The following is a 22139-nucleotide window of genomic DNA, read 5'->3' on the forward strand; positions in this document are numbered from 1 at the left end:
GGGTGCTATTCACATCAGCACGCGCAGGGCTCCGCGACGGGGCCGGCACGGGCTCCCGCGCGCTGACTCCCACCTGAGAGGTCATCACCATGCGCCTTCGCGCTGTATGTCTATCCGTTGTGTCCCTCATGCTGCTGAACTGCGGTGGCTCCACCGGGCAGGACCCCTCGGTGCACCCTGACGCCCTGTTGCCCTCGTCCGAGACGGGAGACCTGCCCGCCCTGGCGGAGGTGACGGCGGATGCGGGCACCCCCACCTCGACGGTCCAGGAGCCCTCCACTCCGGTAGGCACCGTCTCCGGACAGGTGTTCGACACCCGCTTCGTGCCGCTCTCCGGCGTGGACGTGACGCTGTCCAGTGGCCCGCGCCTGCTCACCACCACCACCGCCGCGGACGGCACCTTCGCGTTCGAGGGGCTGCCGGCCGGGGCGGAGCTGCTCGTGTCCCTCCAGAAGGCGGGCTACGCCGCGACGCGGGTGCCCGTCACCATCAACGCCCAGGCGGGCGCGTTCCCGCTGGGGAACGCGAACGCGCTGGTGGGGCCGCTCATGCTCGCGAAGCTGGACGGCAGCGTGCGTGTCGCCCTCTTCACCTCCGAGGGCCGTCCGGCCCGGGGGGCCCGCGCCTTCATCGAGGCCACGCCGGTCTGGTCCGACCTCACGCGGGGCGGAGCGCACGGGGAGCTGGGCGGCGCCGTCTTCGCGGAGGCCACCGCGGACAACGACGGGCTCGTGACCTTCACCGGCATCCCCTCTCCCGAGGAGCTGTCCCGGCTCGGTGGCCTGGGCGCCTCGGGGCTGACCTATGTCATCACCGTGCCGGCGCTGGACACCAACGCGGACGGCAGCGTGGAGTCGAGCGGGCTGACCACGGCGCTCGCCGCAAGGGACCTGCTCCAGGACGCCTCGGCGCGCATCCTCGTGCTGCCCGCGGCCCGTGCCACGGGCTCGCTCTCGGTCGTCTCCACCAACGTGCCGTCGCTGACGGGAGGCTCCCCGCTGCCTTCGGAGAACATGCTCCGGCCGGGAGAGCCCCTCCAGCTCGTGTTCAGCCAGGCCGTGCAGCCCTCGTCCCTGCTCGTGCGGATGACGGACGAGACGGGCAAGCAGAGCCTCGCCATCACCACCAGCCTGGGAATGGGCGGGCAGGTGCTGACCATCACCCCCACGGCCACGACGGCCGCGGGCCGCGAGTACAACGTGCAGGTCCGCGCGGTGTCGCTGGACAACGGCACCACCTGGAGCGGGACGGGCTTCTTCTTCGGCGGTGACGTGCTGGCGGCCCTGCCGCCGGGCGCTCCGGTGGTGAAGTTCACCGACCTCAACGCGAACAACATCCTGAATGCCGGTGAGACGGTGCAGTTCCTCTTCGACCAGCCCGTGGGCCAGTTCGGCTCGCCGTCCCCACAGGCCTTCGTCGAAGCGGACCTCAACGCGAATGGCTTCCTCGGGGATTACACGGGCGAGCACGGCTACAGCGGCGCCGGCTTCAGCGTGTTCCGGAGCGAGCCCATGAGCGAGCCCGGAGTGCTCTTCCCGCTCGTGTCCTCGGGTTACACCACCCGGTACGCCTTCACGTACTCGGGTCCCAACCTCGCGGTCGGGACGCGGGTGCACCTGGCACTCTCGCGCCTCACCAGCCCGGGGGTGGGGCTGCAGACGACGTGGGGCCAGCCGCTCGTGAGTGACGTGCAGGCGCCCCTGTCCGTGGGCCCGTAGCGGGACACGCTTCCCCGCGGGGACGGTACTTCTCCGCGGGGAGGTGGCTCCGAGCGGCCGCCCCCCTTCCCGCCGTCCAGGCAGGGGGCACCCCCTCCGGGTCACACCCTCCGCCCGCTCACTCCGGTCCTGTGAGACCCGAGCCAAGGAGGGCCGTCATGAGCGCCCTGCAAATCATCCTCATTGGAGCCCTGGGCAGCGCGCTCCAAGAGCTGCTGCACTGGTACGGACTGCGTGAGCACCTGTCGACCCCGCGCTACAAGCAGGTCATCAAGTCCGTGTCGTATTGGATTGTCACCGGCCTGATGATTGTCGGCTCGGGCGTGGCGGTGTGGCTGTGGTTCTCGGACGACGCGGACCTCCCCGCGCGCCAGTACCTCGTTCTGGGCGCCGCGCTCCCCCTCATCTTCAAGAAGGCGGTGGACGTGGTGGTGGGGGCGAAGCCCGTGGACGTGGCCCGGAGGACTGGGCAGGGGCCTGCCTCCACGCTCAGCGCCTACTTCCGGGGCGGAGTCGGCTTCGGGGAGCAGCGCCTGGCCTGAGTCGGCGCTCACGGCCCGTCGAGCGCCACCTCCACCGTCACCGGCATCCCGCGCTTGCGTGGCCACGTCAGCCCCGCGAGCGCCTCCTCGATGCAGCGGCCCGCCACGGTGCCGGCCAGCGGGCCCTCCACCTTCGCCTCCGCGTGGCCCGCGCCGTCCAGCTGGAGCAGCACCCGCACCCGCTCTCCCGCGGCGCCTCTCAGGCACGACATGGCCCGCGCCTGTCCGGCCCGGGCCACCTCCGTCACCTCCGCGACGAAGCTCTCTCGTGACTTCGCCACGTTGGCCACCAGGGCCGCCACGATGAACAGCAGGAAGCCTCCGTACAGGTACAGCAGCCGCGAGTGCGGTACGAAGCGCGTCGCCGGCGTCGGGGGCGCCCGGTCCTCCGCTTCGGGCTCCTGCTCGGACGCCGGCGGCAGTGCCTCCAGCGTCTCCAGCGCGGCGGCCCGGGCGCGCAGCTCCGCCAGCGTGGGCACGTGGGTGCGCGCGCGAATCCGCTCCTCGCCGAAGAGGTCTCTCAGGAACGCGGCCAGCTCCTCGCGCCCGTCCCCGGGGGCGAAGGCGTCGCGCAGCGCCTCCAGGGCCCGGGCGAAGTCGGCGGCGGTGGCATAACGGTCCTCCGCCTTGGGGGCCATGGCGCGCATCACCACCGCGTCCACCGTGGGCGGCAGCTCCGGCCGGTGGTGGCTCGGCGGCGGCGCATCCCCGCTCATGGCCGCCTTCAGCGAGTCATAGTCATGCGAGCGCCGGAACGGGTCCACGCCGGTGAGTGCTTCGTAGAGCGTCACCCCCAGCCCGTATACGTCCGCGCGCCGGTCCACCTGTCCACTGCCCTTGCGCTGCGCTTCCGGAGGCTGCGAGCCCACGTGCTTGAAGATGGGGCCGCTCATCAGCCGCACGGCCGTGCGAGCGAGGGCGAAGCCGGACAGCTTCACGCCACCGTCGTACGCGAGCAGCACGTGCGCGGGCGCCACGTCCCGGTGGAGCACCCCCAGCGACTGGCCCTGTGCGTCCGTGGCTTCGTGCGCGGCGTGCAGCCCGTGCGCCACCTGCGCGGCCACCCACAGCGCCATGGGGACGGGCAGCCGCGTGCCCTTCGCGTCCAGCGCGGCGAGCACGGAGGAGAGCGTCTCACCCGGCACGTACTCGGTGACGAGCTGGAAGAAGAGCGGCCGGGGCGCGTCACCCGCCGTCCCCGGCGGGGTGTCCAGCCACGTGTCCAGGGTTCGGAGGATGTTCGGGTGGGAGAGCTGCGTCGCCAGCCGCCACTCCTCGTGGAAGACGGAGGCCGAGGTCTGGGCCAGCGCGGAGCTGGTGGGGAGCTGGTGGATGAGGACGTCGCCGTGCTCGCTGCCGTCTTCCTCCACGCGCCGCGCGAGCAGTGCGCCCGTCGTCCCGAACTCGGGCCGCTGGAAGACCGCCACGTAGGCGCCGAGCTGCCAGAGCAGGGGCTTTCCATCCGGGAAGACGGAGCGCTCACGGGACGGGTAGAGCAGGAAGGACAAGAGGGCGGTCTCCTACGCGGAGCGTAGGCTATCGTCCCGGGGACATGAAATTGCCCACCGGTAGCCTCGGCTGTCTTGTCGCGTTCATCCTGGCCCTCGCCGCCCCGCCTGCGCTGGCGGGAGCGGGCTGTCTCTGTGACGTCGACCTGTACCCCAAGGTGCTGCTCGGGAAGGCCACGGCCCAGGACCTCTCCCGGTGTGAAGAGGGCCGTCCGAGCCGGGAGGACGCGCTGAGCTGCATGCGCGCCCTCTCCTACAAGAACGTGAAGCAGGGCGACCAGACGGCGGAGTCCTTCCGGCTGGGCGTGGACGCGCTGGTGGCCGCGTCGAAGGACAAGGCGCTGTCGAAGGGGGCGGCGAACCTGCTGCTCTCCTCCCAGTCCTACCGGGATTCCACGGTGCGAGCGAAGGTGCGCCCCGTCATGGTGGCCGCCGGCCGTGCGCCGCTGTGGGACACGCTGGTGTCGGCGTCGGACGGGGACGCGGCCGCCTTCACCCGGGCGCTCTACGCGTACTGCGAGCACTACAACGTCATCTCCGAGCTGGCCCTGGAGGACGTGACGCTGGACCAGCTCTGGCCTCCGCCGGCGGGCGTGAAGCCCGCGGACGCGCGCAAGCGGCTGGCCTGCCCCTACGGGCAGAACCTCCTGATGGCCGCCGCCATCCGCTCGCTCCAGGGGAAGGTGCCGGCGGACGCGCTCGCGCTGCTGTCGCCCGCGCAGCTCCGGCTGCTGCGCAACGCCGTGTATGCCCGCCACGGCCGCGTCTTCCAGGCGAAGGACCTCCAGGACTTCTTCTCCCGGGAGCCCTGGTACCAGCCCGACCCCGCCTACACGGACGCACGTCTCACCGCCGAGGACCAGCAGCACCTGACGCTCATCCAGGCCGCCGAGGCGAAGGCGGCGAAGGGGGGCCGGAAGGGCTGAGTGCGCACCGGGTGACACATTTTCCGGTGGGCGGTGTTCCCTTCGCGCAAACGCGGTTCACGAGGGGAACTACATGTCGTCCATCGCTGTCTTCGCCCAGGCTCCCGCCGAGGGGTTGGGCTGGCTCAGCAGCAAGCTGCTCGGGGTGACGCTCACCTCCGCCGAGTGGGTGCTGTGGGTGCTGGTGTGCCTGTCGGTGCTCTCCATCGCCATCATGCTGGAGCGCACGGTGTACTTCGCCCGCAACCGGCTGCCGGACTCGGAGGCGCTGGCGGTGCGGCTGGCGCGCGGGGAGCTGGACGCGGTGCGCGCCGCCATCCAGGGCCGCAAGGGCATGGAGGCCGCCGTCATCCGTGAGGGGCTGGCTTCCACGGCCCAGGGCGCGGATTCCGTGGAGCAGGTGATTGCCTCCACCATGGCGCGCGAGCGCCCCCAGTACGAGCGCTTCCTGTCCTTCCTGGGCACGCTGGGCAACAACGCCCCGTTCATCGGCCTGTTCGGCACGGTGCTCGGCATCATCAAGGCCTTCCACGACCTGGGCTCCATGAATGCCAAGGGCGCGGCGATTCAGCAGACGGTCATGGCCGGCATCTCCGAGGCGCTCGTCGCCACGGCGGTGGGGCTGGCCGTCGCGATTCCGGCGGTGGTGGCCTTCAACATCTTCAACCGGCAGCTCAAGACGCTCACCAGCCGCGCCAATGCGCTGGGCCATGCGCTGGTGGGCAGCCTGCGCGCGGAGGTCCGTTAGTCATGGCCGGCGGCGCGCAGGACAACGAGGAAGAAATCACCGGCATCAACGTCACGCCGCTGGTGGACATCGTGCTGGTGCTACTCATCATCTTCATGGTGACGGCCAACTTCATCGTCCGCGAGACGGTGGAGGTGGACCTGCCCCGTGCCGCCAACGGGGGTGAGACGGTGCAGGGCCTGGTCAACGTGGTGCTGGACAAGGACGGCAAGCTCTTCTTCGACGGCACGGAGATGAGCGAGGCGGACCTGTCCGCGAAGGTCGCGGAGATGGTGGCGAAGGACAAGGACACGCGCGCCATCATCAGCGCCGACCAGTCGCTGCCCTACGGCCGCGTCATGCGCCTCATCGACGTGGTGAAGGGGCAGGGCATCGCCAGGTTCGCCCTCAACATCGAGAAGGACGTCGCGCCCACCGCGCCGCGGGGCTGAGGCCAGAGTCATGAGTGAGATGGTGCTCGACGACAGGGCGTGGGTGCTGCCGAAGCGGAGCGGCAACGGAGTGCTGGTGGGCTTCGTGGCCGGCTCGCTCGCGCTGCACGGGCTGGCGCTGGTGGGGCTGCACGCGCGGCCCGCGGAGCGGCCGGTGGCTCAGCGTCCGGTGGAGATGGTGATGGTGGAGGTCCAGAAGCCGCCCCCGCCTCCTCCCGTGCCGGAGGAGCCGAAGCCCGAGCCGCCTCCACCGCCCAAGGCGCGCGTGCGGCCTCCCCCGGTGAAGGTGGCCGAAGCGCCGAAGCCGCTGCCCCCGCCTCCGGTGGACGCGCCGCCTCCGCCCAACGAGACGCCGCCCAACGCGAAGCCGGCGCCGCTGGTGGTGGGCCTGTCCATGTCCTCCACCACGAGCGCGGGCGGCTTCGCGGCGCCGGTGGGCAACACGCTCTACGGCCGCACCGCGGACCGGGCGAAGGCGCCGCAGGAGGTGAAGGCCTACAGCGCGCCGAAGTACACGCCCATCTACCAGGTGGACCGGGAGCCGGAGCTCGCCAACGAGGTGAAGATTCCGTACCCGGAGGAGGCCCGCCGCGCGGGCATCGAGGGCACGGTGACGCTCTCCATCACCGTGGACCTGGACGGGCGCGTGGTGTCCGCGCGCGTGCTCAACGGGCCGGGGTACGGGCTCAACGAGGCCGCGCGCAACGCCATCCTCCGCTTCCGCTTCCGCCCCGCCGTCAAGGGCGGCGAGGCCGTCTCCACGGAGATGAAGTACTCCTACACCTTCCTTCTCGACTGATGCTCCCGCTCCCGCTGAGCGAGGGGCGGAGCGAGGGAATGCCGCGCGCGGCTGGTTCCACCCCTCTCCAGCCGTTGGCGCCGGAATTCTCCACGAGGCCACTGCTCCGCCTCTCCCTCGGTGGGAGCGGGAAACGACTCTCACCCCGTATGCTTGCCCACGCCATGTCCCCGAATGTGAAAGCCCGAAGCGCGCTCGCCGCGGCCTCGCTCCTGCTGGCGGCGCCTGCGCTCGCCCAGGCACCCCAGGCCGGCACCGACACCGCGCAGCCCGAGGCGGCGGCGCCCGCCCAGGCCCAGCCGACGATTACGAAGCCTCCCGAGTTGGTGCAGCAGGTGGAGGCGCAATACCCGCCCGACGCGCTCGCGCAGGGCCTCACCGCCTCCGTGCGCCTCATCATCACCATCGCCGAGGACGGCACGGTGTCCGACGTGCAGCCCACGGAACCCGTCGGCAACGGCTTCGACGAGGCGGCCATCGCGGCGGTGCGCCAGTTCCGCTTCTCGCCCGCGGAGGTGGACGGCGTGCCCGCGCCGGTGCAGGTGGAGTACGTCTACCACTTCACCCTCAACGCCCCGCCTCCCGCGGAGGGCGCCGAGGTGGAGGAGCCCGAGGCGCCGAAGGCCACGCTCACCGGCCAGCTCATCTCGCGTGGCAGCCGCTCGCGCGTGGCTGGTGCCACGGTGCGCTGCGGTGACGACCCGGAGGCGCCCGAGGCGGTGTCCGACGCGGAGGGCCGCTTCACCCTCCAGGTGCCCCCCGGCGAGTGCGCGGTGCGCGTCGTCGCGTCCGGCTACCAGCTCTACCAGACGAAGGAGCAGCTCAAGCCGAACGAGACGACCGAGGTGAACTTCTACCTCGCGCCCTCGGGTGGCGCCCTGGAGACGGTGGTGCGCTCCGAGCGGCCGAAGAAGGAAGTCGTCCGCCGGACGATTACGCGCCAGGAGGCGCAGAAGACGCCGGGCACCTTCGGAGACCCCATCCGCGTCATCCAGGCGCTGCCGGGTGTGGCGCGTGCGCCCTTCACCTCCGGCGAGCTGCTGGTGCGCGGCTCCAACCCCGGCCAGACGGCGACGATGATGGACGGGGTCCGCATCCCCATCCTCTTCCACCTGCTGGGCGGCCCCTCGGTGGTGAACGCCGAGTTCATCGACCAGCTCGACTTCTACCCGGGCGGCTACGGCAGCCAGTACGGCCGCGCGGTGGGCGGCATCGTGGAGGTGGGCACGCGCAAGGGCGCCGCGGACACGCTGCACGGCTCGGTGAAGGTCGACGTCATGGACGCCGGCTTCTTCCTGGAGTCGCCCATCACCGACGGCATCAGCGTGGCCGCCGCGGCCCGGCGCTCGTACATCGACACGCTGCTGCCCGCCTTCCTGCCCAAGGACGAGGGCAGCACGCTCTCCATCGTGCCGCGCTACTGGGACTACCAGCTCCGCGTGGACTTCGGCGCGAAGCGCGGCGCTTCCTCGGAAGAGGAGGCCCAGGCGCAGGCGGGTGGGGCGCGCAGCTCCGGCTACGTCATGGCCTTCGGCAGTGACGACCAGCTCCGGGTGGTGTCCTCCGGCCCGAAGACGGAGCGCGACATCGACCTGAACACGCACACCAACTTCCACCGGCTGAAGGGTGACTGGACGTACCGCAAGGGCGCGCTCACCTCCGTCTTCACGCCCTACGTGGGCCTGGACAACAGCAGCTTCGAGTTCGGCACCGCGAGGCAGGACGGCAGGCAGTACTCGGTGGGCGCCCGCGAGGTGCTGGGCATGGAGCTGTCCTCCATGCTCTCCCTGCGCACCGGCCTGGACCTCGTCTACGAGTACGAGTCGTACGACGTGGAGTTCCCCGCCCCGGAGGACTTCGAGTACGTGTCCTTCCCGGGCGCCGAGTCGGTGGGGGAGATGGTGAAGGAGCGCATCTCCCTGGACTCCTTCGACGGCGCGCTCTTCCTGGAGGCGGACGTGAAGGTGGGGAAGTTCACCTTCACCCCCGGCGTGCGCGGCAACCTCCACCTGGTGGGGGACACCCAGAACGTGGCGTTGGACCCGCGGCTGTGGGTGCGCTACGCGGCCACCGCGCGCACCAGCCTCAAGGGCTCGCTCGGCCTCTACAGCCAGGCGCCGGAGACGTTCCGCTACGTCATCGCGCCGTACGGCACGCCGGACCTGGTGTACCAGCGCGCCTTCCAGTCGAGCCTGGGCGTGGAGCACCGCTTCACGGACGTGCTCGACGTGGACGTGACGGGCTTCTTCAACCGCCGCTTCAAGAACGTGGTGGAGCCCGGGCAGATTGTCCAGCGTGAGAGCGGCGGCTTCTACCAGGAGCGCTACTCCAACGACGGCATCGGCCGCGCGTATGGCATCGAGTTGATGGTGAAGAAGAACCGGGCCTCCGCGCAGGACAAGTGGTCCGGGTGGCTGTCGTACACGCTGAGCCGCGCGCTGGACGGGCGCGCGGGGCCCAGGCCCGAGAGGAATGGCGGCTTCGGCGGCGGCTTCAGCGATGAGGACGCGCCCACGTATGGCCTCAGCATCTGGGACCAGACGCACATCCTCACGCTGGTGGGCAGCTACGTGCTGGGCAACGGCTGGGAGCTGGGCGGCCGCTTCCGCTACACCACCGGCCGGCCGACGACGCCGCTGAACCACACCTATGACTTGTACGAGTCCGACCGGAACGGCTACCGCCCCACCTACGGCTCGCTGTACTCGAGCCGGACGGATGGCTTCCACCAGCTCGACGTGCGCGTGGACAAGAGCTGGCAGTTCCAGAGCTGGACCCTGACGGCGTACCTCGACGTGCAGAACCTCTACAACGCGAGCAACGCCGAGTTCGTCTTCAACGACTACCGGTACCGTACGGAGTACGAGATTCCGGGCATCCCCCTCCTCCCCGTGGTGGGCGTGAAAGGAAGCTTCTGACATGAAGGCCCTGCTCAAGTACGGCGGCCTCCTGCTGGCGCTCGGCGCCAGCGCCTGTGTGGACGTGGAGGACCAGCCCTCGAAGGTGCATGACTTCCGCGTGCTCGGCATCTCCCTGGAGAAGCCGGAGCTGATGGCGCCCACCTGCGAGCGCACGCCGGAGGCCCTGGACGTGCTCGCCGCGGAGGTGACGTACCGCGCCCTGCTGGTGGACCCCGCCGGCGAGGGCCGCCCCATCCACTACACGCTGTGGGCGTGCGCGGACACGGAGGACAGCCGCTGCTCGGACGAGGCCAACCGCGTGATGCTGGCGGAGGGCACCGCGACGGCGGGAGAGCTGTCGCTCGCCATCCGCCCCGGCGCGGCCACGGTGGGCGAGGACAGCCTGCTGCTGGAGCGCGTGCAGGAGACGGACCCCTACAAGGGACTGGGTGGCATCCGCATGCCGCTCGTGCTCCACGCGGTGGCGGGGGACGAGGAGGTCTACGCGCAGAAGCTGATGGTCTTCTGGTGCCCGGTGGTGGAGGGCATGACGGAGAACGTGCAGCCGGTGATTCCGGGCGTGCTGCTGGACGACGCGCCATGGGCGGAGGACGCGCTGCCGGAGCTGAGCGGCAAGGGGCCCTTCGTGGTGACGTCCGAGGACGTGTCGGCGCTGGAGGAGACGTACGTGGTGCCGGGCCTGCGGCTGGACGCCGTCACGCTGACGGAGGCCTGGGAGATTTCGTGGCACGCCACGTTCGGCGAGTTCAGCCCGCAGGTGACGGGCGGCGCGGACCTGGGAGGCCAGAAGGGCAAGCACCGCACGGAGTGGGAGCCGCCGGAGGACGCGACGGAGGCCCGGGAGGTGACCTTCTGGGCGGTGGTGCGCGACGGGCGGGGCGGCAGTTCCTGGGTATCGCGCCGCGCCCGCTGGAGTCCGTGAGCGAGACGGCTCGCGAGGGGGCGGCCAAACGCGGTATGCCACCGGCGCTCAAGTGACGCCGGGCCGGGGCTGGCACGGAGCGGGAAGCGGATGATGACACGCACCACAGCGGGGGGATGGGGACGTGTGGCCGGCCTGCTGGCCATGGTGGGGTGGGCCTTGTGGTGCGCGCCGGAGGCCAGGGCGGAGAGCCCCGCCGAGGCGCCGGAGTCGACGCTGCGCCGCTTCGCGCTCATCGCCGGCTCCAGCGAGGGCGGTACGGGCCGCGAGCGGCTGCGCTACGCGGGCTCGGACGCGCTGGCGATGTCGCGCGTGCTGGAGGAGCTGGGCGGCGTGGCGGCGGCGGACCGGGTGCTGCTGCTGGAGGCGGACCGCGCCGGGCTGTTGCGGGCGCTGGAGCGGATGAAGGTGCTGGCGGCAGCCGCGGAGTCCCCGGGCGTGCGGCGCGAGCTGGTGCTGTACTACTCGGGCCACTCGGACGGGGAGGGGCTGCTGCCGCGGGGTGAGCGGCTCTCCTATGAGGATTTGCGGCGGGCGCTGGGCGGGGTGCCGGTGGACGTGCGCATCGCCATCTTGGACTCGTGCGGCTCCGGCGCGCTCACGCGCTACAAGGGCGGCGTGCGCCGGCCGGCCTTCCTCACGGATGCGTCCTCGCAGGTGAGGGGCCATGCCTACCTGGCCTCCAGCTCCGCGGACGAGGTGGCGCAGGAGTCGGACAGCATCGGCGCGTCCTTCTTCACGCACTTCCTCGTCACCGGCCTGCGCGGCGCGGCGGACACCAGCGCGGACGGGCGGGTGACGTTGCACGAGGCCTACCAGTTCGCCTTCCACGAGACGCTGGCGCGCACGGAGCGCTCGCAGGGCGGTCCTCAGCACGCGGCCTACGACATCCAGCTCGCGGGCAGCGGTGATTTGGTGATGACGGACCTGCGCGGCTCCAGCGTGCGAGTCGCGGTGGCGGAGGACGTGCAGGGGCGGCTGTTCGTGCGCGACTGGGGCAACCAGCTCGTCGCGGAGCTGCAGAAGCCGGGAGGCCGGCGGCTCGCGCTGGGGCTGGAGGCCGGGCGCTACCACTTCGTCCTGGAGCGTCCCACGCAGCGCTTCGAGGCCGAGCTGTCGGTGTCACCGAAGGGTGGGGCGGAGCTGCGGGCGGAGCACTTCGTCCCGGTGTCGCTGACGCGCACGGCGGCGCGAGGCGGCGAGGCGGTGGCCGAGGTGCCCGAGGCGCCCGGGCCCGCGGTGGACGTGCCCACGGTGGCGTTCAACCTGTCGCTGGTGCCGCCGCTGTCCACCAGCTCGCTCTGGGGTGGCAGTGGCCTCAACCACGTGGCGCTGGGCGGGCTGGCGGTGCGCTCGCTGCAGCTCCGGGGGCTGGGAGCGGCGGGGGGATTGGGGTGGGTGGACGGGACGATGGAGGGCGTGCAGGTGTCGGGCATCGCCAACGTCGCGGGGGGCGAGGTGCTCGGGCTCCAGGCGGCGCTGGGCGGCAACCTCGCCTTCGCCGGGGGGACGGGCGGGCAGCTCTCCACCCTCTTCAACATCGCGGAGGGGGCCTACACGGGCCTCCAGCTCAGCTCCACGGCGAACCGGGCGACGTCGGACTTCCACGGGGTGCAGCTGGCGGGGGGAATCAACCTGACGGAGCGGCTCGCGGGGGTGCAGGTGGGGCTCATCAACATCTCGGGGAATGTCTCCGGGGTGCAGGTGGGGCTCATCAACGTGGCGTCGGACGTGCGCGGGGTGCAGCTCGGGTTCATCAACATCGCGGATGACGTGTCGGTGCCCATCGGCATCCTGAGCATCGTGCGGAAGGGGCGGCTGGCCTTCGAGGTGTCGGCGGACGACTACGGCCCGGTGTCGGTGAGCCTCAAGTACGGCAGTCGCAGCGTGTACGTGCTGTTGACGGGAGGGTTGCGCATCGAGCCACGCGCCGCATCGACCTACACGATGATGGGGCTGGGCGTGCACTTCCCGCTGGGCGAGGCGGAGCGGTACTACCTGGACGTGGACGTCGCCTCGCAGTTCATCGGCTCGGCGGGGAAGGGCTCGCTGAGCCGGCTGCGGGCCATGGTGGGCTGGGAGCTGAGGCGGCGCTTCGCGCTCTTCGGGGGCGTGTCGGTCAACGCCTATGTGCCGTACTCCGAGGAAGAGGATCCGGACGTCAGCCTGCTGCCCCAGTGGAAGCTGGGGCGCGGGGCGGACTCGACGCGGATGTGGCCCGGGTTGCTGCTCGGGGTGCGCATCTGAGGGGGAGTTCATGCATGCTGGGTTGAGCTGGTCGGTGATGCTGGGCCTGCTGGTGGGGTGTGCTTCCAACACGCCAGTGCCGAGCGTGCCCGGGGACTACTGGCGCACGGGCAATCATGTTCATGTGAGAGGGCCCTGGGATGCCATCCAGCCATCGAGCAACGTCGATGCGGTCATCGATCAACTGTGCCCTGCCATCATGAAGTTGCCGCGCGCGCGGGATCGCGAGTATGGCCAGGAATACTGCGGCGCCATCTACTCCCTGGGCGATGGCACATACTACGCCAGCATGCCGTCTCCGCTGGGCGAGCCAGTGCCAGTCGGTCCCGCGAATAAGAAGAAGTGCATTCCTCCTCGTTACGTTGTTGATGAGCGCGGCCGTCCTGTTGTTCTCGGAGACTTTCACAGTCACCCGTGGTCTCCGTCGCCCATGAGCCCCGCCGACCGGATTGCGGCGACACAGATTTGGAGCATTCGCATCCAGTTCGACCGGGCCTGCACCGTCATGAAGCTCATCCCCTATCTCGACAGCGATGCGCGTCCCGGCGAGGTCTATCTGCGCAAGGAGAAGCGCTGGAAGCTGGTGGGCGTCATCAGGCCGGAGGACAAGAGGTACGGTCTGGTCACGGCAGTGGGGGACGAATGACGTACGACGTGCGGACTCTTCGAGCGAGGAACCTTCCATGAAGCGCGCACTTCCGGCCTTTCTCCTTCTCTTCCCCGCTTGTGCGCTCTTCCAGCGCCCACCACGTCCGGTCCATGCACCGCCCGACGAGGCGGCCGGTGTGGAGTTTCCCCTGGCGCTCCCACTTGATGGCCGGCAGGTCGTCGGGGGCACCATGCTGCGGGCCATCCAGCTGGCGATGGACGACTACTTCCCGTGGGATCGTAAGCTCCCATCGGGAGCGACCCCGCTCCAGGAGTGTCTCTCCCGTCGTGAGTCCTACGACGTAGCTGCCGCCCCCGGTCCGGAGGGGGTCATGTACGTCAGCATCATCCCCAACGCGGAGGCATGTGACATCGGTGGGCCTCCCATCCTGGACGTGGGTGCCAATTACGCCATCGACACCCGGGGTTGGCGCATCCTGCTGGTCCAGCAGTAGCCGCTCTCCTCACCCCTGCATCAGCCACTCCAGCAGGGCCTGCGGCGCGTCCACGTGGACGAAGTGTCCCGCCTCCGGGAGCGTGGCCACGGGGCAGCCCGCGGCCACCATGCGCTCCGAGTCCGCGTCCGTCACGTACTTCGCGCGCCCGCCCCGGATGCAGCGCATGGGCGGGTGGTCCTTCCGCTCCACCGCTTCCCACAGGTCCGTGCCGTTGACGCGCGAGTGCAGGTCCGCCAGCGCCTGCCGGTCGAACCGCCAACGCACGCCGTCCGCCTCGGTGGCGAGGTTCATCAGCAGCCAGTCCGCCAGCGGCTCGGAGAGCCCGCGCCCCGTCAACTCCGCGCGCATGGCCCGGCGGTTGTCCGCGCGTGGCGGCGCCTGGAGGAGCACCCCCAGCACCTTGCCGCTCTCCGACAAATCTCCCGGCACGGGGCCCGGAGTGATGTCCAGCAGCGTGACGCTCCGGACGGCCTCGGGCACATGGAGGCTGCCGGCGAGCGACACCCGCCCTCCGAGCGAGTGCCCCACCCAGTCGAACGGGCCGTTGACACCCTTGGCGCGCGCGGTGTCCACGACGTCGCGGGCGAGGGTGAACAGGTCCGCGCTCGGGGGCAGTGCCGGAGAGGCGCCATGGCCGGTGAGGTCCGGCAGCAGGAAGCGGCGGCTCGGGTCCGCCGCGCTCCAGGACGCCGCGAGCGAGCGCAGGTTGCGCCCCGTGCCGAGAAAGCCATGCAGCATCACCGTGGCCACCTCGCCCTCACCCACCTGGAAGCACTCGAGCACCATCGTCCTCCGCCTTTCTGTCCGCCCACTCCGCGCCTTGACCCGGGGCGGACCGTGCCGCTTCATACCGCGAACCCTCCTCCTGACGAGGTCTCTCCGCGTGACGACCGTCTCCTTGCTGCTTCTCGTGCTCGCCGCCGCCCCGGCGGGCGGAACCGCCGCCGACCCGAAGGCCGCCGTGGCCGCCGTGCTGGATGACTGGCACCAGGCCGCTGCCGCCGCGGACGAGCCACGCTACTTCGGCCACTTCACCGCGGACGCCGTTTTCCTCGGTACGGATGCCACCGAGCGCTGGTCTCGCGACGAGTTCCGCGCCTGGGCGAAGCCGTACTTCTCCCGGGGCAAGGCGTGGAGCTTCAAGCCGGTGTCGCGGCACATCACCCTGTCGAAGGACGGCACGATTGCGTGGTTCGACGAGGCGCTGGACACGCCCAACCTGGGCCCCAGCCGGGGCAGCGGCGTGCTGGTGAAGGAGGGCAGCGCCTGGAAGATTGCCCAGTACAACCTGTCCGTGCCCATCCCCAACGACATCATGGCCGAGGTGACGAAGCGCGTCGCCGCGTACGAGAAGGCGAAGGCGAGGGACAAGCCCGCGGTGCCCGCGCCCGCGAAGAAGTAGTTCCGGACCTGGCGTCCAGATCGAGTTCCGTATCGAACGCCGTATCTGGGGGGCCGCACATGAAAGGAATTGGACAGCCCTCCCAGAGTCATCTCCCTCAAGCCTGAGTTTTGTCAGGCGACCCTACTGCGCGCACTGTAGAAGCCCCGCCACCTGACCGTGATCGAAGGCGGTAGAGTAGAGGCGAACCTCGTCCAGGCGTCCCGCCAACGCTCCGTTCGCGGACTTGCGTCGGCCAAGCTGGAGCGCTTCGGAGTTGGTTCGAGGTTGGCCCGAGGTGTTGAAGTCCGCCGCGCCGTCCTTGATGCCATCCAAGTAGACGGTCATCCGCTTGAAGGTGTTGTCGTAGACGGCAGTTACATGGCGCCAAGTTCCTAGAGGGTGGGCCGCGTCCACGAAATTGGTGGCGCCGTAGGTGGCGCACCCTCCGATGTCACACCAAGCTCCGCCCATATAGACGGGACCAACGCTCGCTGAGGCACTAAACGTGACCGCGAGCGTGACGCGATTGTTGTAGACATGGAGATTGTAGTTGGTGAACCAGCTTGTTGTGTCCTTGCTCAAGACGTTGATCTCTCCTCGGGTTGCGTCGAGGCTCACCCAGGCCGACAGCGTGAAGCTCCCCGCGAAGCTGATAGAGGGGCTGTTGGGGATAGAGACATAGCCGGCACCATTGAGTTGCATGCTGTCCACGTTGCAGGCGGCGTTGGTGCCTCCCTGATATCTGGCGCCGCCAACGAACACGCCCGTATTGGAGTTGCCGGACGAGTCGGTCACCTGCGGTGAGCCATCATCGAAACGGTAGTCGGCGTTGGCGGCGGTGGACTCAGTGGCCATGGCCAACAGAACGCACGTGAACAACATGCTAAGTTTCTTCATGGGCATCTCGCTTTTTGAGCCGGTCGAGCGACACGGTTGAGCGTGCCTAACAAGAAGCAGACTTGACTCAAAGGAAAATGCCCCATTGTCTATTTTAGTTAGGCTGGGCATCCCCACTGAGGCGGAGAGACCCTCCACTCTGTTCTACCCGTCATCTCGTAGCCCCACGCGCCGTACCATGGCGACGAGCCTCACTGACCTGCCTCTGTTCTCTGAATCACTCACACGCGCGGAGGCAGAGGAATTTTGGGGTCTTGACGTCACCAACATGAACAGGGGCGGCGGCTCGGTTGTAGAGCGGTCCTCCCGGGAGTCGCGCACGGGGTGCACCCATGCGGAGGCGACATGGGGGCCGCACGTCATGGCTCAGAGCCGGTGCTTGCGAGAGCGCGCCGCCGAGCCCAGCATTGCCAGCTTCTCGAGCACGATTTCGGCCTCCTCGCGATAGAGAGGAACTACCTCCACCGCGAGGAGGTCTTCCATGAGCTTGCGAGCCCCCTCCAGGTCTCCGGCGTCTCGCAGGCGGTAGCAGCGGAGGAGGGCCCCTGACACGCGGTGGGACCCCTCACGAATCCTGCGCCGGATTTCCCGGAGGAGGGCCGAGGAGGTGGATTCCTGCTGCAACGCAGCCTGGGCCTCCTCGTCGCGGATGGCCACCTGTCGCGCAGTGCGCAGTAGCAGTGCTCGGGTGTTCTCCGTGAGCTCCATCGGGACTCCCTTGACGAACACCTGTTGTGCGAGGTGCCACACCTCGTCCCAGTCCGTTTCTTCCGTCATGGCGACTCCCTCTTCCTTCGCTTACGGCATCTGCCGCGCGGCCACTCACGCTGCCCCTCGCAGTAGCGGATGCAGTCATCGAGGCGCCATGATGGCAATGAGGTACTTCCAGCTATCCGACAACGTTTCCATCCCTGGCCGTTGGGAACTGGGCCACCCCGGCGACGCACGGGCCCGCGAGGTGGAGGACCCTTGGATGTTCCGGGAGGGCCATCCGGTGAAGGTGAAGAAGCGGCTCTCCGTTCTGGTCGAGGAGCCGGGTATGGCCCTCGACTTCTCTCTGGCGGGCTTCAGCACGCCCGTCGTCCACGTCAAGCAACGACTACTTCGAGCCAGCGGGACCCAGTTCGGCCGGAAGTGGCGTTCGAAGGAATCGCACTCCCGTCGGTAGCCGAAGGACCTGGAAGCCCTGGCCAGCAATTCTGACCAGGTCGCCGTCAGAGGCGTTCCCGCTGGCGAGCCACCTGTCCGCATCCTCTCGTGTCGCGAATGTTTGAGCGACACGAACTTCGGGCGATGCCTCTGAGAACTCCTGCTGGTACTTGAAAAAGTCATCCAGCTTCTTGATGTGGCGGATGTAGAGCAGCGCGATGGCGGAAAGCTGGATGGCCGTCTCCTCTTTCGAGCCGGGCGGGTAGTTGCCGCTTGCTGCGTCGAGCATGCGAAGCGTCGCATCCATGTCGAAGTCTTCTGGGGTTGCCATGGCACACCGGGTCTTTCGCCCTGGTTGGATTGCAAGAGGGGCGAGGCTCCGAGTGGCTGTCCTATACGCGATCCGACGGGTCTGTCCGTAGCTCCAGGAGAGGAAGGGAGTGAGGGTGCCACGGCCCCTGGGGTCGGACCCGGGTCGTGGCCCTCACTCCGCTCCTCACAAACCGAACGGATAGGTATCGGGCGCGTCCTCCTCCTCGTGGCCCGCCTCCGCGTCGAGCGGCCTCAGGGGCCGCGTCTCGTCGTAGTGCAGCACCGCGTCGAACTGCGCGGGCAGGTCCGCCTGGAAGTAGTGGCTCCACCGCTCCGTGCGCGGCACGTACACGACGCCGATGGCCCGCTCCAGGCGGCGTTCGCGCAGCCCACCGGCCGCCTCGCCCAGGTCCTCCATGCGCAGCAGGAAGGAGGGCACGCCCACCTCGTGGAAGAGGTGCTCGTAGCTGCCGTGCAGGGCGGGCCGGATGCGGCGGCGCAACCCCGGCTCATCCCACTCCCGCGCGGCGATGACCACTCCGCTGTACGTGGTGAACCCCACGTTGAACGTGTCCCGGCCGTGCCGCTGTCTCAGCAGCTGGCCCAGGTTCAGCTCCCCCTGGTCCCCCATCTGCGTGGCGCGCGCGTCCCCCAGGTGCGAGTTGTGCGCCCAGATGACGATGCGCGCCTTCCGCCCCCCACGGGACAGGTGCGCCCGCAGCGCGTCCGCGGTGTCCGCCATGTGCGTGTCGCGCAGGTTCCAGCCCTCGTGCCGGCCGGCGTACATGGCGCGGTAGTAGCCCTCCGCGTCGGCGGCGAGCCGGGCGTTCTGCTCGGCGAAGAAGCGCGCGTCCTCGTCCCGCGCATTCAGCGGCGCGCGCTCCCGCAGCTCCAGCAACTGCTCCGTGACCTCGTCCTCGCACGGGTCCGCGTACCCGTACGCCGTGGCATGGCCGTACGCCTGCGGCTCCTCGCCGAAGTGCTCGAAGCAGGCGTAGCGCTCGCGCGCGCGCCGGGCCGCCGCGGGGTCTACCTTCTCCAGGTAGTCCACCACCGCGCGCATGGAGGCATGCAGGCTGTAGAGGTCCAGTCCATAGAAGCCCGCGCGCCGCTCCGGTGCCACCGAGGCATTGTGAGCGCGCAGCCAGGTGACCAGCTCCTCCACCTCCCGGTTGCGCCACATCCACCGGGGGAATCGCTGGAACTCTCCCAGGGCGTCGGCGGCGCTCGTGTCCGTGCCCTCGCCGTGCACGAAGGTGTTGACGCGCAGCGCGTCCGGCCAGTCCGCCTCCACGGCCACGGCGGCGAAGCCCTTCTCGGAGATGAGGCGGCGGGTGAGGGCGGCGCGCGCCTGGTAGAACTCATGTGTGCCGTGAGTCGCCTCGCCCAGGAGCACGAAGCGGGCCTCGCCGATGCTCTCGATGAGCGGGTCCAGGTCCGAGGGCCTGCCACTCATCGGCAGCACGGCCGCCCGGACACCCTCCAGCAGGGCAGGCGGAATCTCCCGCGCATCATCGAACGGGCTCATGCCCCCAAAGGTGGGGCGGCCTGCCCGCGCTGACCAGCACCCTCCCATCGCAGACAGGAGGGCAGGCAGGCAGCCGTCTCGCGGCCTCACTCCCGGTGCGGAACGCGGATGTCCCGACAGACGTGTGCACCCGCAGTGGTGCCGCGATTTGTCAGCACCGAGTGTTTCTGACCCCACGCGCCCCACGCGAAAATCCCTCCAGCCCCGACAGTTCAGCCGCATGTCCAGGGTCTTCGGCGAAGCCAGGGCGGCTCCGGCGCGGGTCCATTGCTTGCAGCATGTTTTCCGGCGATGCCCCCCACACCCCCCTCTTCGTTCGACCCCCGGGCTTCAGGAAGGCTGCTCGCTCAACGCGCGGTGCGGGCCCATGCGAGCCCCGGCGCCCTCGAGCAGCTCCGCTTCGAAGACCTCCTCAACCTGTCCGCGGAGCGCGCCTCCCGGCACGCGCGGCCCCCGGCCCCTTCCGATTCAGCGGCATGAGAGGAGCGCTCCCGGGCCGCCCGGGGCTCCTCCTCTTGAACAGAGGTTCCTGTCCTCATGTGGTCGTTTCTGATGCGCCAATCGCTGCGAGTGAAGTTCATCGCGCTCGTGGCCGCCATGCTGGCCGCCATCTCCCTCTTCCTGCTCGCCTTCTTCCCCGCGCAGCTCGACTCGCTGGCGCGCCGCTCGCTGGAGGACCGCGCGGAGGGCATCGCCACGGTGCTGGCGTCCGCCGTGGCGCCGGCGCTGGACTTCGATGACGCGGACCGAGTCCAGGAGCTGCTGCGCGGCCTGGAGTCCGCTCCGGGCTCCACCTATGCGGTGGTGCTGCGCGAGGACGGCTCCCGCATGGCCGCGTGGAGGCCCGAGGCCATGCCCCCGGCCGACGTGCTGCCCATTCCCACGGACTCCCATCACCGCGTGGTGACGCTGGGAAGCCACATCCACACCGGCCTCAAGGTGGTGGGACGCACCGGCGGGCAGGGCGTCATGGTGCTGGGCTTCAGCCTCCAGGAGGTGGAGGCGCAGCAGCGCCACAACCTGCTGGTGGTGGGCCTGGTGTCGGCGCTGCTCTTCGTGCTGGGGCTGAGCCTGACGTTCGTGGTGGGCACCCGGGTGGTCCGCCCCGTGGAGCGGCTGCGCGTGGTGGCCGAGCACATCGCCCGCGGGGACCTGGTGGAGGCCGAGCGCACGCTGGGCGGGGCCGACGCCGTGCGCCAGCAGGCCGACGACTTCGAGGCACGGCGCTTCCAGTCGGACGAAGTGGGCCAGCTCGCGGGCTCGTTCGCGCTGATGCTCACCCTGCTGCGCCGCTCCACGCGCACGCTGCAGGACGCCGCCCAGCGCCTGTCGGAGAGCATGTCCGCGCTCAGCCTCACGGCGAGGGACCAGGAGGCCGTGGTGCGCGAGCAGGCCACCACCATCCAGTCCACCCAGGCCTCGGTCCAGGAGCTGCGCCTGACGGCGGACATGGCCTCGGAGCGCGCCGAGGCGGTGCTCGGAGTGGCCGCCCGCGCCGACGCCGTCGGCACCGCGGGCGAGAGCAGCATCGAGCAGAGCCTCCAGGGGCTGGGGGACATCCGCACCCAGGTGGACCAGATTTCCGAGCGCATCCGCGTCCTCGGTGAGCACGCGATGCGGGTGGGTGACATCACCTCCACGGTGAAGGATTTGGCGGACCAGTCCAACATGCTCGCGCTGAATGCCTCCATCGAGGCGGCGCGGGCGGGGGACCACGGCAAGGGCTTCGCCGTCGTCGCGCGCGAGGTGCGCAGCCTCGCGGACCAGTCCATCAAGCGCACGGTGGAGGTGCGCCAGTTGCTGGAGGGCATTCGCGAGTCCATCCGGGCGGCGGTCTCCATCTCGCAGAGCGGGGCCACCCAGGTGGCGCGGGGCCTGGAGAACGTCCGGGCCTCGGGAGAGAACCTCCGGGAGCTGGCCGCCATCGTCCGGGCCAACCGGGCCGCGGTGGAGCAGATCGCCAGCGCCGTGTCTCAGCAGAACACCGGCATCAACCACATCTTCTCCGCCATCGGTGACCTGGGGCGGCAGATGGACCAGAGCGTGGCCCGGCTCGAGTCCACCGGACGCGCCATCAGCGTCGTCCGCGACGTATCCTCGGTCGTGCTGACCGTGGCCAACCAGTACCGCATCTGACTTCACGGACACGACTTCGATGATTCCCTCCATTCTCGAGCGCTTTCGCTTCCGCCGGCCCGCCGCCCGTGGGTGGCTTCCGCTGATGGGTCTGCTGCTGGGGGGCTCCGCCCTGGCCACCATGGCGGGTTCTCCGGTGGACCGGCAGGCCGTCATCACCCTGCGGTCGCTGGCGTATGACAACCAGCTCGCGAAGCGGGCGGGGAGCTCGCTGACGGTGATGGTCCTCTACCGTGAGGGCCATGCGGCCTCGATGGCGCAATCCGAGAAGCTCACGGCGGCGCTGGCCGGGCTGAAGAACATGAAGGTGCAGGGCCTGCCCATGAATGCCACGCGGATGGCCTGGGCCGGCGTGGGGCCGCTCCAGTCCAGCGTCGAGGCGCAGGACGTGGACGTCCTCTTCGTCTGTGAAGGGCTGGAAGCGGACCTGGGAGCGCTCACGGCCTTCAGCCGCTCCCAGAAGCTGCTGACCGTCGCCGGCACCGCGGGCATGGTGGAGAAGGGCGTGTCGCTGAGCGTCTTCCTCGCCGGTGACAAGTACTCCATCGGCGTCAACCTCCCGGCGAGCGCCGCGGAGGGCGCCTCCTTCAGCAGCGACCTGCTCGGCCTGGCGAAGGTGGTGGTGCGGTAGTCCGCTTGCGCCACGAGTGAAGTCCTCGTGGCCTTCCAGCACACCGTCGGGCCCGGGGCCGCGATGCCCTGAGTCCTGACGTAGGCGCCGCGGCGAAGCCGGAGGTGCGTCTCATCCCCACCGGCGCCCGCGTACGCCGCGCCGAAGAATGCGTTGCGGTGCTTGCTCGGGGGTTATTAGTAACCCGCCATGTTTCATTTCGTGGCCGGACACACCCCCCTGTTCCACGTGCCC

Annotated in this window: 20 protein-coding genes; 14 read left to right on the plus strand and 6 right to left on the minus strand. The window is 69.8% G+C overall.

All coding sequences use genetic code 11. The features are described from left to right. Positions 1-128 precede the first annotated feature (128 nt). Positions 129-1718, plus strand: coding sequence for a carboxypeptidase-like regulatory domain-containing protein (locus K8638_RS20350; RefSeq protein WP_223756220.1), 1590 nt, complete (start codon positions 129-131; stop codon positions 1716-1718). A 158-nt stretch (positions 1719-1876) separates the two neighbouring features. Continuing rightward, positions 1877-2260 (plus strand): hypothetical protein, encoded by a 384-nt coding sequence (locus K8638_RS20355; RefSeq protein WP_223756221.1) that lies wholly within the window; start codon positions 1877-1879, stop codon positions 2258-2260. An 8-nt stretch (positions 2261-2268) separates the two neighbouring features. Here the strand turns inward: K8638_RS20355 and K8638_RS20360 are convergent, their stop codons facing one another. After that, entirely contained in the window at positions 2269-3768 is a 1500-nt protein-coding gene (locus K8638_RS20360; RefSeq protein ID WP_223756222.1) for a serine/threonine-protein kinase, read from the minus strand. Between the two features lie 44 nt (positions 3769-3812). Between K8638_RS20360 and K8638_RS20365 the strand changes: the two genes are divergently transcribed. The 9 genes from K8638_RS20365 (at position 3813) to K8638_RS20405 (ending at position 13865) form a co-directional block, all read left to right on the plus strand. Then, positions 3813-4694 (plus strand): YARHG domain-containing protein, encoded by an 882-nt coding sequence (locus tag K8638_RS20365; RefSeq protein WP_223756223.1) that lies wholly within the window; start codon positions 3813-3815, stop codon positions 4692-4694. A gap of 73 nt (positions 4695-4767) precedes the next feature. Further along, positions 4768-5442: a MotA/TolQ/ExbB proton channel family protein gene (locus K8638_RS20370; RefSeq protein ID WP_223756224.1), complete on the plus strand. Its 675-nt coding sequence runs from the start codon at positions 4768-4770 to the stop codon at positions 5440-5442. A 2-nt stretch (positions 5443-5444) separates the two neighbouring features. Further along, a complete protein-coding gene (locus tag K8638_RS20375) occupies positions 5445-5873 on the plus strand; it encodes a biopolymer transporter ExbD (RefSeq protein ID WP_223756225.1) in 429 nt (142 codons plus the stop codon). Between the two features lie 10 nt (positions 5874-5883). Beyond that, on the plus strand, positions 5884-6672 hold the full coding sequence (locus K8638_RS20380; RefSeq protein ID WP_223756226.1) for an energy transducer TonB: 789 nt from the start codon (positions 5884-5886) through the stop codon (positions 6670-6672). Between the two features lie 149 nt (positions 6673-6821). Further along, positions 6822-9590, plus strand: a complete 2769-nt coding sequence (locus tag K8638_RS20385) for a TonB family protein (protein ID WP_223756227.1) — start codon at positions 6822-6824, stop codon at positions 9588-9590. Position 9591: 1 nt separating this feature from the next. After that, entirely contained in the window at positions 9592-10515 is a 924-nt protein-coding gene (locus tag K8638_RS20390) for a hypothetical protein (RefSeq protein WP_223756228.1), read from the plus strand. Between the two features lie 90 nt (positions 10516-10605). Next, positions 10606-12762 (plus strand): caspase family protein, encoded by a 2157-nt coding sequence (locus K8638_RS20395; RefSeq protein ID WP_223756229.1) that lies wholly within the window; start codon positions 10606-10608, stop codon positions 12760-12762. 37 nt (positions 12763-12799) lie between these two features. Then, entirely contained in the window at positions 12800-13408 is a 609-nt protein-coding gene (locus K8638_RS20400; RefSeq protein ID WP_223756230.1) for a hypothetical protein, read from the plus strand. A 37-nt stretch (positions 13409-13445) separates the two neighbouring features. Next, on the plus strand, positions 13446-13865 hold the full coding sequence (locus K8638_RS20405) for a hypothetical protein (RefSeq protein WP_223756231.1): 420 nt from the start codon (positions 13446-13448) through the stop codon (positions 13863-13865). Positions 13866-13874: 9 nt separating this feature from the next. Here the strand turns inward: K8638_RS20405 and K8638_RS20410 are convergent, their stop codons facing one another. Continuing rightward, positions 13875-14654: an alpha/beta fold hydrolase gene (locus K8638_RS20410; protein ID WP_223756232.1), complete on the minus strand. Its 780-nt coding sequence runs from the start codon at positions 14652-14654 to the stop codon at positions 13875-13877. Between the two features lie 97 nt (positions 14655-14751). Here K8638_RS20410 and K8638_RS20415 point away from each other — a divergent pair, with 97 nt between their 5' ends. After that, positions 14752-15270, plus strand: a complete 519-nt coding sequence (locus tag K8638_RS20415) for a nuclear transport factor 2 family protein (RefSeq protein WP_223756233.1) — start codon at positions 14752-14754, stop codon at positions 15268-15270. Positions 15271-15393: 123 nt separating this feature from the next. On the opposite strand, the gene K8638_RS20420 is transcribed toward K8638_RS20415, so the two are convergent. The 4 genes from K8638_RS20420 to K8638_RS20435 form a co-directional block, all read right to left on the minus strand. Next, the gene (locus K8638_RS20420; RefSeq protein WP_223756234.1) at positions 15394-16149 is read right to left on the minus strand and encodes a LamG domain-containing protein; all 756 of its coding nucleotides are present in this window, start codon (positions 16147-16149) and stop codon (positions 15394-15396) included. Between the two features lie 366 nt (positions 16150-16515). Beyond that, a complete protein-coding gene (locus tag K8638_RS20425) occupies positions 16516-16926 on the minus strand; it encodes a DUF2379 family protein (protein WP_223756235.1) in 411 nt (136 codons plus the stop codon). Between the two features lie 322 nt (positions 16927-17248). Further along, a complete protein-coding gene (locus tag K8638_RS20430) occupies positions 17249-17605 on the minus strand; it encodes a hypothetical protein (protein WP_223756236.1) in 357 nt (118 codons plus the stop codon). A 189-nt stretch (positions 17606-17794) separates the two neighbouring features. After that, the gene (locus K8638_RS20435; protein ID WP_223756237.1) at positions 17795-19138 is read right to left on the minus strand and encodes an erythromycin esterase family protein; all 1344 of its coding nucleotides are present in this window, start codon (positions 19136-19138) and stop codon (positions 17795-17797) included. Positions 19139-19675: 537 nt separating this feature from the next. Here K8638_RS20435 and K8638_RS20440 point away from each other — a divergent pair. Then, positions 19676-21274: a methyl-accepting chemotaxis protein gene (locus tag K8638_RS20440; RefSeq protein WP_223756238.1), complete on the plus strand. Its 1599-nt coding sequence runs from the start codon at positions 19676-19678 to the stop codon at positions 21272-21274. A 19-nt stretch (positions 21275-21293) separates the two neighbouring features. After that, positions 21294-21905, plus strand: a complete 612-nt coding sequence (locus K8638_RS20445) for a YfiR family protein (RefSeq protein ID WP_223756239.1) — start codon at positions 21294-21296, stop codon at positions 21903-21905. The last annotated feature ends 234 nt before the right edge of the window (positions 21906-22139 follow it).

The organism is Myxococcus sp. RHSTA-1-4, assembly GCF_020037125.1.
Taxonomy (GTDB): domain Bacteria; phylum Myxococcota; class Myxococcia; order Myxococcales; family Myxococcaceae; genus Myxococcus.